The 12865-nt window shown below is 68.9% G+C and carries 11 protein-coding genes; 9 read left to right on the top strand and 2 right to left on the bottom strand.

The window, feature by feature from the left end; all coding sequences use genetic code 11:
* Window positions 1-18 precede the first annotated feature (18 nt).
* The 8 genes from ISN38_RS07195 (at window position 19) to hslU (ending at window position 7721) form a co-directional block, all read left to right on the top strand.
* Window positions 19-2106: a S9 family peptidase gene (locus ISN38_RS07195; RefSeq protein ID WP_139116151.1), complete on the top strand. Its 2088-nt coding sequence runs from the start codon at window positions 19-21 to the stop codon at window positions 2104-2106.
* A gap of 317 nt (window positions 2107-2423) precedes the next feature.
* Window positions 2424-2807 (top strand): YbaN family protein, encoded by a 384-nt coding sequence (locus ISN38_RS07190; RefSeq protein ID WP_003465893.1) that lies wholly within the window; start codon window positions 2424-2426, stop codon window positions 2805-2807.
* Window positions 2808-2891: 84 nt separating this feature from the next.
* Complete coding sequence (gene lptM / locus ISN38_RS07185; RefSeq protein WP_003465890.1) at window positions 2892-3143, top strand: LPS translocon maturation chaperone LptM; 252 nt, start codon at window positions 2892-2894, stop codon at window positions 3141-3143.
* Window positions 3136-3990, top strand: coding sequence for a diaminopimelate epimerase (dapF, locus tag ISN38_RS07180; protein WP_003465888.1), 855 nt, complete (start codon window positions 3136-3138; stop codon window positions 3988-3990). The genes lptM and dapF overlap by 8 nt, the downstream gene beginning before the upstream one ends.
* Window positions 3987-4658, top strand: coding sequence for a DUF484 family protein (locus ISN38_RS07175; protein ID WP_068873196.1), 672 nt, complete (start codon window positions 3987-3989; stop codon window positions 4656-4658). The genes dapF and ISN38_RS07175 overlap by 4 nt, the downstream gene beginning before the upstream one ends.
* Window positions 4655-5623 (top strand): tyrosine recombinase XerC, encoded by a 969-nt coding sequence (xerC, locus tag ISN38_RS07170; RefSeq protein WP_108084636.1) that lies wholly within the window; start codon window positions 4655-4657, stop codon window positions 5621-5623. The genes ISN38_RS07175 and xerC overlap by 4 nt, the downstream gene beginning before the upstream one ends.
* A 67-nt stretch (window positions 5624-5690) precedes the next feature.
* Complete coding sequence (hslV, locus tag ISN38_RS07165; RefSeq protein WP_003465879.1) at window positions 5691-6242, top strand: ATP-dependent protease subunit HslV; 552 nt, start codon at window positions 5691-5693, stop codon at window positions 6240-6242.
* A gap of 114 nt (window positions 6243-6356) precedes the next feature.
* Window positions 6357-7721 carry an ATP-dependent protease ATPase subunit HslU gene (hslU, locus tag ISN38_RS07160; RefSeq protein WP_206712122.1) on the top strand — a complete coding sequence of 455 codons (1365 nt, stop codon included), beginning with the start codon at window positions 6357-6359 and terminating at the stop codon, window positions 7719-7721.
* Between the two features lie 238 nt (window positions 7722-7959).
* Here the strand turns inward: hslU and ISN38_RS07155 are convergent, their stop codons facing one another.
* Both ISN38_RS07155 and ISN38_RS07150 read right to left on the bottom strand, forming a co-directional pair.
* The gene (locus ISN38_RS07155; protein WP_058361280.1) at window positions 7960-9324 is read right to left on the bottom strand and encodes a DUF2252 domain-containing protein; all 1365 of its coding nucleotides are present in this window, start codon (window positions 9322-9324) and stop codon (window positions 7960-7962) included.
* 109 nt (window positions 9325-9433) lie between these two features.
* On the bottom strand, window positions 9434-10612 hold the full coding sequence (locus tag ISN38_RS07150; RefSeq protein WP_058363374.1) for an acetyltransferase domain-containing protein: 1179 nt from the start codon (window positions 10610-10612) through the stop codon (window positions 9434-9436).
* Window positions 10613-10695: 83 nt separating this feature from the next.
* Here ISN38_RS07150 and ISN38_RS07145 point away from each other — a divergent pair, with 83 nt between their 5' ends.
* Window positions 10696-12861, top strand: coding sequence for a TonB-dependent siderophore receptor (locus ISN38_RS07145; protein WP_230938825.1), 2166 nt, complete (start codon window positions 10696-10698; stop codon window positions 12859-12861).
* The last annotated feature ends 4 nt before the right edge of the window (window positions 12862-12865 follow it).

Below are 12865 nucleotides of genomic sequence, written 5' to 3'. Positions count from 1 at the left end.
GCGAGCTTGTTCCTGCTCATGACCGCGCCTTTCGCTTCCGCCCTCGCCACCGACGCCAACCCCCCGCATCCGGCCAAGCAGCCGCACACGGTCACCGCGCCGTTCGGCGCCACCCGCCAGGACGACTACTACTGGCTGCGCGACGACAAGCGCGAAAACCCGCAGATGCTTGCCTATCTCAACGCCGAGAACGCCTACGCCGACCAAGTGCTGAAGCCGCTCAAGCCGCTGGAGGACACGCTGTACAAGGAAATCGTCGGCCGCATCAAGCAGGACGACAGCAGCGTGCCGTACCGCGAGCGCGGCTACTGGTACTACACCCGCTACGAGAGCGGCAAGGACTACCGGGTGCACGCGCGGCGCAAGGGCAGCATGGACGCGGCGGAGGAAATCCTGCTCGACGTCAACGCGATGGCCGCCGACAAGGGCTATTTCAACCTGGGCGATGCGGTGGTCAGCCAGGACAACCGCATCCTGGCCTGGACCGAGGACGACGTTGGCCGCAACCAGTACGTGGTGCGCTTCAAGAACCTGGACACTGGCGAGGTCTACGCCGATCGCGTGCCCGGCGTGTCGCCGGACGTGGTCTGGGCCGACGATAACAAGACCCTGTTCTATGTCGAGAACGATCCGGAAACCCTGCTCACCGTGCGCGTCAAGAAACACGTGCTGGGCACGCCGGCGGCGCAGGACGCACTGGTCTACGCGGAGAAGGACCACAGTTTCTACATGGACCTGCGCCGCACCCGCGACGACAAGTACATAGTCATCGACTTGAGAAGCACCGTGGCTTCCGAGCAGCGCTATGCGCCGGCCACCGATCCGCAGCGCTTCGCGGTGCTGGCGCCGCGCCAGCGCGACGTCGAGTACCACGCCGACCATTTCGACGGGCGCTGGGTGATCCGCACCAACTGGAAGGCCAAGAACTACGCGCTGATGACCGCGCCCGACGGCGCCACCAAGCGTGCGCAATGGCAGGCATGGCTGCCCTACGACGAAAAAGTTTTCATCGACAGCTTCGAGCTGTTCGACGGCTTCACCGCGATCGCCGAGTATTCCGACGGCCTGGAGCGGATCCGCCTGCACTTCGCAGATGGCAAGGAGGACTACGTCAAGGCCGACGAGCCGGCGTACTCGATGGGCCTGGCGGTCAATTCCGAGCCCGGCACGCCGTGGCTGCGCTACAGCTACACCTCGCTGACCACGCCGGCCACCACCTACGAACTCAACACCCGCACCGGCGAGCGCAAGCTGCTCAAGCAGCAGACGGTGACCGGCTATGACGCGAGCAAGTACCAGACCGAGCGCGTGTGGGTGACAGCGCGCGACGGGGTCAAGGTGCCGGTGTCGCTGGTGTACAGGAAGGGCTTCAAGAAGGACGGCACCGCGGCGCTGTACCAGTACGCCTACGGCAGCTACGGCATGTCTACCGATCCCGCCTTCAACCTGCCGGTGGTCAGCCTGCTCGACCGCGGCGTGGTCTACGCCATCGCGCACATCCGCGGCGGCCAGGAGATGGGTCGCGACTGGTACGACCACGGCAAGCTGCTCCACAAGAAGAACACCTTTACCGACTTCATCGACGTCACCCGCAGCCTGGTCAAGCTGGGCTATGCGGCGCCGGACCGCGTCGCCGCGGCCGGCGGCAGCGCCGGCGGCCTGCTGATGGGGGCGGTGGCGAACATGGCGCCGCAGGATTACCGGGTGATGGTCGCGCAGGTGCCGTTCGTCGACGTGGTCACCACCATGCTCGACCCGAGCATCCCGCTGACCACCAACGAATACGACGAATGGGGCAATCCGGAGCAGAAGCAGTACTACGACTACATGCTCGGCTATTCACCGTACGACAACGTCAAGCGCCAGGCGTATCCGGCACTGTTCGTCGGCACCGGCCTGTGGGATTCGCAGGTGCAGTACTGGGAGCCGGCCAAGTGGGTGGCCAAGTTGCGCGACGACAACACTGGCACCCGCCCGATCGTGTTCCGGGTCAACATGGAAGCCGGCCACGGCGGCAAGTCCGGGCGCTTCCGCCGCTACCGCGAGCAGGCCGAATCGTACGCGTTCATGCTCGACCAGTTGGGCGTGGAGCAGGCGGCGAAGTAAGGCGGATTGGCCTGGCGTTCTGTCGCGGCTGAAGCCGCTCCTACAGTGCACCCGGCCTGCTTCCTGTAGGAGCGGCTTCAGCCGCGACGAATGCCGAAGCCGCTGACTGACGGATTCCGCGTCGCAACTGAAGTCGCTCCCTCAATAACGGGGTGCGCCGAGTTCCGGCTGGGTGCACTGTGGGAGGGACTTCAGTCCCGACTGCATTCAGCCTCGGCCAGCGCGCTGCGTCGTTCCGGAGGCGTTGCGCACGAAGCGACGGCATCCGGCACCGTGAGGTCCGCATCACCATCCGGCCGCGGCTTTATCATGCGCCGATGGAACCCCCTTCCCGTTTCCGCTGGGCCTGGTGGCTGCTGGCCTATGTCAGCCTGGCCACGGGCATCGTCGGCATCTTTGTGCCGGGCTTGCCGACCACGGTATTCGTGCTGATCTCGGCCTATGCCGCCTCGCGCGGCTCCGAGCGACTGCGCCGGCGGTTGCTGGAGGATCCGCGTTTCGGCGCCAGCATCCGCGACTGGGAAGCGCACGGTGCGGTCAGCCGCCGCGGCAAGTGGATGGCCACGCTGGCCATGGCAGTCTGCGCGCTGGTGCTGCTGCTGTTCGTGCACACGCTCTGGGTGCAGGCGCTGGCGATCGGCTGCATGAGTGGCGTGGCGCTGTGGCTGTGGCTGCGCCCGGAGCCGCCGCCGCGCCAGTGAGGCCTTGGCCCAGGTGCCGCTGCGCCTGGCCACAGCGTGGCAGGCGGCACAGCCGGTTCATGCCCTTCTGGCTATACTCGACGCATGAGCACATCGTTCCCTCATCCGATCCGTACCGCCCTGTTCGGCGCCGCCCTGCTGGCGCTGTCCGGGTGCGGCAACAAGGGCCCGCTGGTGATGCCGCAGAAGCCGGTGCCGGTGGAAGCCGCACCGGCCGCCGCGCCCGACGCGACCTCGCCCGCCACAACCGATCCGGCCGGCCAGGCGCAGCCGGTCGACGGCCAGCAGAAGCCGGCCGACGCCACCAGCACCACGCCCACCGATGGGAATGAGTGAGGCCAGCGTCGCGGCGCGCCTGCGCTTTTCCAAGATGCAGGGCGCGGGCAACGATTTCGTGGTGCTCGACCTGCGCGACGGCACCCCGCCGCCGGACGCCGCACTGGCGATACGCCTGGCCGACCGCCATTTCGGCGTCGGCTGCGACCAGCTGCTGACCATCGAGGCGCCGCGCAGCGCGGACGCGGTGGCCAGCTACCGGATCTGGAATACCGACGGCAGCCTGGCCGGGCAGTGCGGCAACGGCGCGCGCTGCGTCGCCGCCTGGCTGGTGCGCGACGGCGCCGCCGGCAGCGAGTCGTTCGTCATCGACAGTCCGTTCGCCTCGCACCGCATCGAACGTGGTGCCGACGGCCAGTTCGCGGTGGCGATGGGCGTGCCGCGCTTCGCCCCGGAGGACGTGCCGCTGATCGGCTTCCCGCGCATGCGCGAGGAGTATGTGCTGCCGCTGCAAGGCGGCAGCGTGCGCTTCGGCGCGGTGTCGATGGGCAATCCGCACGCGGTGCTGGAAGTGGGCCTGGTCGATGCGGCGCCGGTCGAGCGGCTGGGGCCGTTGCTGCAGCAGCATGCGTCGTTCCCCGATTCGGTCAATGTCGGCTTCGCCCAGGTGATCGACCGCGGCCATGTGCGCCTGCGTGTGTACGAGCGCGGCGTCGGCGAGACGCTGGCCTGCGGCAGCGGTGCCTGCGCGGCCGCGGCGGTGCTGATCCAGCGCGGCCGCGTGGAGCGCGACGTGCGCGTGGTGCTGCCCGGCGGCGAACTGCGCGTGCGCTGGCCGCACGACGCGGCGCCGGTGGTGATGTCCGGGCCGGCCGCCTTCGTTTTCGATGGGGAGTGGATCCGATGAGCGAGACCCAGGACAAGATCGGCGCGCACGAAATCGCCGCATGGCTGCGCCGCCATCCGGCGTTCCTGAAACAGTTCCCCGACCTGGCGCTGACCCTGGTGGTGCCGCGCGACGACGGCCCGACCGCGTCGCTGGCGAGCTACCAGCTGGAAGTGCTGCGCGACAAGAACCGCGAGCTGTCGCGGCGCCTGTCCGAGCTGGCCGGCAATGCCCAGGTCAACGAGCGCCTGGCGGTGCGGACCCATCAGCTGACCCTGGCGCTGATGCGCCAGACCAGCGCCGCCGACAGCGTGCGCGCGATGGCCGCCTCGCTGCAGGAGGATTTCCAGGGCGATCTGGTCAGCATCGTGCTGCTGCGGCCGCTGCCCGGGCTGGAGCAGGCGCCGTGGCTGCAGATCCTGACGCAGGACGATCCACGGCTGGCGCCGTTCCGCGACTGCTTGAAGGACGGCGAGCCGATCTGCGGCCGCCTGCAGCCGGAGAAGCAGGCGCTGCTGTACGCCGAGCGCATCGAGCAATTGCAGTCCACCGCGCTTCTGCCGCTGCCGGGCGTGGGCCTGCTCGCGGTCGGCAGCCGCGATCCGAACCGTTTCTATCCCGGCATGGGCACCTTGTTCCTGCGCATGATGGGCGAGTCGCTGACGGTGGCGCTGCAGCGCTTCGCATGAAGGCCGGGACTCGGGACTCGGGACTCGGGACTCGGAAAAAGCGGGCCGATGCGTCCGCCGTTGCAGCCGAGTCCCGAGTCCCGAGTCCCGAGTCCCGGTTCCTCGACTATCTGCAAGTCGAACGCCGCATGTCCGCGCACACCCTGGACGCATACCGCCGCGATCTGGCGGCGCTGGCGGCGTGGGCGGCGGACAATGCCGGTGGCGAGATGGTGGCGCTCTGCGCCGAGCAGTTGCGCCATTTCATCGCCGCCGAGCACCGCCGCGGGCTGTCGCCGAAGAGCCTGCAGCGGCGCCTGTCGGCGTGCCGCAGTTTCTATGCGTGGTTGCTCAAGCACGGCCGGATCGTGGCCAGTCCAGCCGCCGCGCTGCGTGCGCCGAAGGCGCCGCGCAAGCTGCCGCAGGTGCTGGATGCGGACGAGGCGGTGCGCCTGGTCGAAGTGCCGACCGACGTGCCGCTGGGCCTGCGCGACCGCGCGCTGCTGGAGCTGTTCTATTCCTCCGGGCTGCGCCTGAGCGAGCTGTGCGCGCTGCGTTGGCGCGACCTGGATTTCGCCAGCGGCCTGGTCCGCGTGCTCGGCAAGGGCAACAAGCAGCGGCTGGTGCCGGTTGGCTCGCACGCGCGCAAGGCGCTGCTGGCATGGCAGGTGGAGACCAAGGCGGCGGCCGAGGCGCCGGTGTTCCCGGGCCGCGGCGGCGCGCCGATCGGCGCGCGCGCGGTGCAGATCCGGATCAAGCAGCTGGCCGGGCGCCAGGGCCTGTTCAAGCACGTGCATCCGCACATGCTGCGGCACAGTTTCGCCAGCCATATCCTCGAATCTTCCGGCGACCTGCGCGGCGTGCAGGAACTGCTCGGGCATGCCGACATCGCCACCACGCAGATCTACACCCACCTGGATTTCCAGCACCTTGCCAAGGTCTACGACGCAGCGCATCCGCGCGCCAGGCGCAAGCCCGCCCCCTGAGCCGGCGTGACGGCGCTTGAAGCGCGCGCGGCCGGCCCCACCTCTGGGAGACCACCCCGGAGGCCGCATGGACCCCAGTCAGAATCCCAACGTTTTCCACGCCACCACGATCCTGTCGGTGCGCCGCAACGGCCATGTCGCCGTGGCCGGCGATGGTCAGGTGACGCTGGGCCATACCGTGATGAAGGGCAATGCGCGCAAGGTGCGCCGGCTCGGCCGCGACGGCCAGGTGCTGGCCGGTTTCGCCGGCGCCGCCGCCGATGCGTTCACCCTGTTCGAACTGTTCGAGGCCAAGCTCGAGAAGCACGGCCAGCTGACCCGCGCGGCGGTGGAACTGGCCAAGGATTGGCGCACCGAACGCCGCCTGGGCAAGCTCGAGGCGTTGCTGGCGGTGGCCGACAAGGAAACCTCGCTGATCATCAGCGGCACCGGCGATGTGATCGAGCCGGAGGACGGCATCATCGCCATCGGCTCGGGCGGTTCCTACGCGCTGTCGGCGGCGCGCGCGCTGCTCGGCCACACCGAACTGGACGCCAAGACCATCGCGGTCGAAGCGCTGAACATCGCCGGCGACATCTGCATCTATACCAATCGCAACGTGGTGGTCGAGGAGCTGTGAATCGGCAATGGGGAATCGGGAATCGCAACCGCGGTTCCCGTCTCCGTTGCCGATGACGCCTGCGCTTGCCATTGCCGATGCTCCCTTCCCGATTCCTTCTTCGATTTCCCGACCATGACCGATACCCATAGCACCATGACCCCGCGCGAGATCGTGCAGGAACTGGACCGCCACATCGTCGGCCAGCACGACGCCAAGCGCGCGGTGGCGATCGCGCTGCGCAACCGCTGGCGGCGCATGCAGCTGCCCGATGCGCTGCTCAACGAAGTGATGCCCAAGAACATCCTGATGATCGGCCCCACCGGCGTCGGCAAGACCGAGATCGCGCGGCGCCTGGCGACGCTGGCCAACGCGCCGTTCGTCAAGGTCGAGGCCACCCGCTTCACCGAGGTCGGCTACGTCGGCAAGGACGTGGAGCAGATCGTGCGCGACCTGGCCGACACCGCGGTCAAGCTGTACCGCGAACAGGCCAAGACCCGCGTGCGCACCCAGGCCGAGGAGCGCGCCGAAGACCGCATCCTCGACGCGCTGCTGCCGCGGCGCAGCGCCGGCATCGGCTTCGATCCGAACGCCGCGCGCAACGAGCCCTCGGCGCAGGACAACGATACCCGCAGCAAGTTCCGGCGCATGCTGCGTGCCGGCGAACTGGACGAGCGCGAGATCGAGCTGGACGTGGCGGTCAACGTCAGCATGGACATCATGACCCCGCCGGGCATGGAGGAAATGGGCCAGCAGCTGCGGCAGATGTTCTCCAACCTGGGCGGCAGCAAGTCGCAGTCGCGCAAGCTGACGATCAAGGCGGCGCGGCCGCTGCTGATCGAGGAAGAGGCCGGCAAACTGGTCAACGAGGACGACGTGCGCGCCGCAGCGATCGAGGCCTGCGAGCAGCACGGCATCGTGTTCATCGACGAGATCGACAAGGTCGCCAAGCGCGGCGAGGCGGGATCGACGGGCGGCGACGTGTCGCGCGAAGGCGTGCAGCGCGACCTGCTGCCGCTGGTCGAAGGCTCCAACGTCAGCACCAAGTACGGCACGGTCAAGACCGACCACATCCTGTTCATCGCCTCCGGCGCGTTCCATCTGGCCAAGCCCAGCGACCTGATTCCCGAGTTGCAAGGCCGCTTCCCGATCCGGGTCGAACTGTCGGCGCTGTCCAAGGACGATTTCATCCGCATCCTCACCGAGCCGAAGGCGGCGTTGAGCAAGCAGTACGAAGCGCTGTTGCTGACCGAAGGGGTGACCCTGAGCTTCACCGACGATGCGATCGACCGCCTCGCCGAGATCGCGTTCCTGGTCAACGAACGCCAGGAGAACATCGGCGCGCGGCGCCTGCACACGGTGCTCGAGCGCCTGCTCGACACGCTGAGCTTTGAAGCGCCGGATCGCGAAGGACAGAGCGTCGCCGTCGATGCCGCCTACGTCAACACGCACCTGGGGGAACTGGTGCAGGATCCGGATCTGAGCCGTTACATCCTGTAACCGCTGTGCCTGCTGCGACAGCTTGCATGCCGGTGTGCAGTAGGCGCGCCGGCATCTTGTGGGAGCGACTTCAGTCGCGACGATGCTTTACCGGGAAAGCCCGTCGCGACTGAAGCCGCTCCCACAAAAGTTCCATGGAACCTGTAGGAGCGGCTTCAGCCGCGACCGGGCATCACGGGTAACGCACGGTCGCGGCTGAAGCCGCTCCTACAAGGTTTCGTGGCGGTGAAGTCGGCGCTCAGTAAAACGGCGTCCCGGCCTGGTACGCGGCCACGAATCCCTGCCAGTCCAGCTGCACCTGCGCGGCGTAGTCGAAGGCGAACTGGCGCAGTTCCGATTTCAGCCCGCTCTTGCTGCTGGCGGCCGCGTCGATCTGCTTGTCGATGCTGTAGCTCACCACGGCCGGATCGTAGTCCTGATCGGACAGTGCATGTGACGAGGCCAGCGCCTGGCCCAGGTAGGTGGCGGCGGTGGCCAGCTTGTCGGCGCTGCTCAACGCGGTCGGGTCCAGGTCTTCCTGGAACGGCGACTTCTCGTGCACGTAGAACGGCACGCCGGCGACGCTCGTGTAACCGATCAGCACGTCGGCATCCAGCGTTTGCGCCTTGGCGGTGCGCGCCACGCGCTCGCCGTCGTGGTTGTCGTAGCTGGAGGCGGGCATCTGCGACGGCGCGGCCACGGCGACCACGCTGGCCGCTTGCTGCTTCCATTCCAGGATCACGTCGTCGCCGGTCGAGTCGCTGGCGCCATCGACCAGCACATACAGCCGCTGCCGGCCGAGGCTGGCGGTGCCCGAGCCGAGTTTCTGGCGCACGTCCTTGATCGTGTAGTAACTGGGCGCATAGCGCTTGGAGGCGGCGATCGAGGCCACGTAGCCGTTCATCGCGTTGGCGACCGACGCATACGTCGCGCCGTCCACCGCGACCAGGTTGTCCAGCGACTGGAACCTGCGCTTGCCGCCGCTGACCGCAGTGTATTTGCCCAGCAGGCTGCTGCGGCTCTTGCCGTCAGCGCTGTCGATGGCCCTGGCCACCACGCCGCTGGTGTTGCGCTTGCCGAGCTGAAAACCTTTCTCGGCATCGCCGCCCTTGAAGTCGCCGATCTTGTCCAGGTACGCGCCGACCATCGTGTCGATTGCGCTGCCGATGCCGCTGTCGGACAGGCCGTTGTCGCGCCCTGCCAGGACCATGCTCGCCGCCAGCCGGCGCAGGTCCCACACGTACTGGCCGAGGTGGCCCTCGTCGAAGTCGGCGACCTGGAACACCGTCTTGCCGCTGCTGTCGCGCGCGGCGTCGAAATTGCCGATGTGGGTGTCGCCGCCGAGCCAGGTGTCGCCGGTCTGCGGGCTGCTCCACAGCGAGGCCGGCAAGGTCTTCATGTCCTGGTAGAACAGATGGTCGGTGCCGCGATAGAACGCGTAGGCGCTGCCGGCCATGATCGCCATCTTGGTGTCCAGCTCGGCCTGCTGCGCCGCATAGGGATGGTTGTAGTCGTGAATCTGCTGCACCACCCAGGCATCGCGCTGGCGCGCGGCGGTGGCGCCGCCGGCGGTGGCGGCGAGGATCAGGCCGATCAGCAGCAGGCGCGACAGGCGGGTCGGCATCGCAGGTCTCCAGGCGCGGACAGGGCGACCAGTCGAGCATGCCGGCATTGCACTTCGATGAATCCTGGACCGACCCGACCCGACCCGACCCGACCCAACGCAGGCATCGCTACAGATAGCGCAGCCAGGCCAGGTCGCGGCGGCCTGCCTTCAGCCGCGCGAACGCCGCCACCGGCCAGTACAGCGCCACGCCCAACACCGCGGCGATCGCCCACAGCGCGGCCACGCTGTCCACGCCGAACAAGGCGCCGTGGTTCGCGCCCCAGTACGCCAGCGCCGCCAGGTACAGCAGCTTCAGCGCGTACAGATGCAGCAGGTAGAAGAACATCGGCGCCGCGCCGATCGCCGCCAGCGGCGCCACCGCCGGCGCCAGCCGCGGCTGTTCGTACAGGCGCAGCAACAGCAGGCCCACGCCCAGGGTCAGCAGCAGGAACAGCAGCGACGGCGGGTACTTGGTCAGGTTGAAGAAGCTCATCGCGGTGTGCGCCACGTCGGCCTGGTCGCGCCAGGGCGCATCGCCATAGCCGTTGTGCCAGCGCAGCAGATGGAACAGCGCCAGTGCGCCGAGGCCGCAGGCCAGCAAGCGCTGCTGGCGTTGCGCCGGCACGGTGCCGGGGCCGTACCAGGGGCCGGCCGCGTAGCCCAGCGCGATCACCCCGATCCACGGCAGCAACGGATACGAAGTGCGCACGCGCAACTCGCCCAGCTGCAGCCAGCTGCGATCGTGCAGCACGGCCCAGGCCGTGGCCAACGGACCGTCGCCGTGCACATGCACGCCATCGAGCAGGTTGTGCCCGGCCACCAGCGCCACCCCGAGCAGCGCCAGCAGCGGCCGCGGCAGCCACAGCAGCGCCGCCAGCGCCAGCATGCTCAGCCCGATCGCCCAGATCACCTGCAGGTACAGCAGCTGCGGCGGGAAGGCGAAGGTCCAGGCGAAGTTGACCAGGGTCAGTTCCAGCACGATCAGGAACAGCCCGCGCTTGAGCAGGAACGCCGCCGCCGCTGTACGGCCATGCGGCTGCCGCGCCGCGTACAGCCACGCCGACAGGCCGGTCAGGAACACGAAGATCGGCGCGCACAGGTGCGCCAGGGCGCGCGCCACGAACAGCGCCGGTGCGGTGGTTTCCACGTCCAGCGGATCGCCGATCGGATGATGCGCATAGAACGTCTCGCGCACGTGGTCGAGCAGCATCAGCGCCATCACCGTGCCGCGCAGCAGATCGATCGAGGCCAGGCGCGAGGACGCGGGAGCAGCAGTTGCGCAGGCGGCGACAGAAGCGGGAGACATAGGCTGCGTTCGTTCCAATATTGAAATAACATAACACTCTTTTTTAAGGCGCCCTGTCCATGCCGTTACCCTTGCCGCATCCCTTGTCCCTGTCCTGCATGGCCTTGCTGGCCGGCCTGTGCGCGGGCCCGGCGGACGCCGATCCGGTCTTGCGCGGCACCGATCCCGCCGCCGATCCGGCGCCGGCCGAGCTGGATGCGGTGCGGGTGGTCGGTCGCCGCGATTCGGGGACCTACCAGGCCGATGCCATCGAGGGCAGCAAGACCGGCCTGAACCTGCGCCAGTTGCCGCAATCGGTGCGGGTGCTGCCGCGGCAGGCGATCGACGATCTCGGCGCGACCCGGCTCGACGCCACCCTGGACTACGTCGGCGGCATTTCGCGGCAGAACGGCTTCGGCGGGCTGTGGGACAACTTCGCGGTGCGCGGCCTGCCCGGCAACGAGAACACCGGCAGCGCGACCCTGCTCAACGGCCTGGCCGCCAACCGCGGCTACAACGCCCCGCGCGATACCGCCAACATCGAGGCGATCGAATTCCTGAAGGGGCCGGCGGCGGCGCTGTACGGCAGCAGCGAGCCGGGCGGCACGCTCAACATCGTCACCAAGCGTCCGCAGTGGCGGCCGGCCGCTGCGCTGGAAGCGTCGGCTGGCAGCCACGATGCCTACCGCGTCGCCGCCGACAGCACCGGCCCGCTGCTTGGCGAGTCGCTCGCCTACCGGCTCAACGTCGCGCTCGAGGACAAGCACAGCTTCCGCGACTTCGTGCACAGCCGGCGCCGCTTCGTGGCGCCGGCGCTGACCTGGCGCCTGGGCGAGGCGACCACCTTGCGCTACGACGGCGAATGGCTGCGCCAGCAGGTGCCGCTGGACCGCGGCATCGTCGCGGTGCGCGGCGACCTGGGCGCGATCCCGCGTTCGCGCTTCCTCGGCGAGCCGGGCGACGGCGACGTGCTGGTCGACAACCGCAATCACCAGCTGCTGCTGCAGCACGACATCGCCGCTGACTGGAGCGCGCTGCTCGCCGCCTCGCGCCGCGACGGCAGCCTGAGCGGCTATTCCACCGAGCCCGGCGTGCTGCGCGACGACGGCCGCAGCCTGTGGCGGCAGCGGCGCTGGCGCGACTTCGCCTCGCACGACACCGCGCTGCAGGCCGAACTGCGTGGTCAGGTGGACACCGGCGCCTGGCGCCACGGGGTGCTGCTCGGCGCCGAGGCTTACGACTTCGTGTTGACCCAGCGCATGCGCCGGATCCGCCCCAGCGCCGCCGCGCCATACGCGCTGGACGTGTTCGCACCGGTCTACGGGCAGCCGCTGCCGACGCCGCTACCGTTCGTCGATACCCGCGAGCACCAGCGCAACGCGGCGCTGTACCTGCAGGATGCAATCGCGTTGACGCCGCAGTGGACGCTGCTTCTGGGCCTGCGCCACGACCGCTACCGGCAGGCGCTGGACGACCGCCGCAGCGGCGGCCATTACGCGCAGGCGCCGACCAAGACCACGCCGCGCATCGGCCTGAGCTACGCGCCGGGCGAGCAGTGGTCGTGGTACTTCAACGCCGGGCGCACGTTCCGCCCCAACACCGGTTCCGACGTGTGGAACGGCACCGGCACCGCACACGCGCCGGCGCCGGAAAGCGGCCGCGCGCTGGAACTGGGCGGCAAGTGGCAGGCGCGCGATGGCCGCCTCGGCGGCACCGTGGCGCTGTACGAGATCGTCAAGGACAACGTGCTCACCGGCGATCCGAACAACCCCGGCAACCAGATCGCCGCCGGCCGCGTGCGCAGTCGCGGCGCCGAGGCCGATCTGTCCGGCCAACTGAGTGAGCACTGGCGGCTCAACGCCAGCGCCTCGTGGAACCGGGTGCAGGTGCTGCGCGACAACACGCTGCAGCTCGGCGGCAGCCTGATCAACGTGCCCAAATTCAACGCCAGCCTGCTCGCGGTGCGCGAGACGTCGCTGCCCGGCGGCGGCCTGCTCGGCTTCGGCGGCGGCATGACCTACAGCGGACAGCGGCTGGCCGAAGCCTATACCCAGGCGCAGGCCGACGCCGGCATCGCGCCGGCGCAACTGCCCGGCTACGGTGTGGCCAGGTTGCTGGCGTACTGGCGCATCGACGAACGGCTGCGCGTGTCGCTGGACGTGGACAACGTGTTCGACCGCCGCTACTACGCCAGCTCGGTGGCGGCGACGCCGTGGGTGGCGGTGGGCGCGGCGCGCAGCGTCACCGCCGGCGTGCAGTACCGGTTCTGAGCGC

The organism is Xanthomonas translucens pv. undulosa (genome assembly GCF_017301775.1).
In the GTDB taxonomy this organism is placed as follows: Bacteria; Pseudomonadota; Gammaproteobacteria; order Xanthomonadales; family Xanthomonadaceae; genus Xanthomonas_A; species Xanthomonas_A translucens.
The sequence above is the reverse complement of the archived record's forward strand: the minus strand, read 5'-3'. Positions and strand labels throughout refer to the sequence as shown.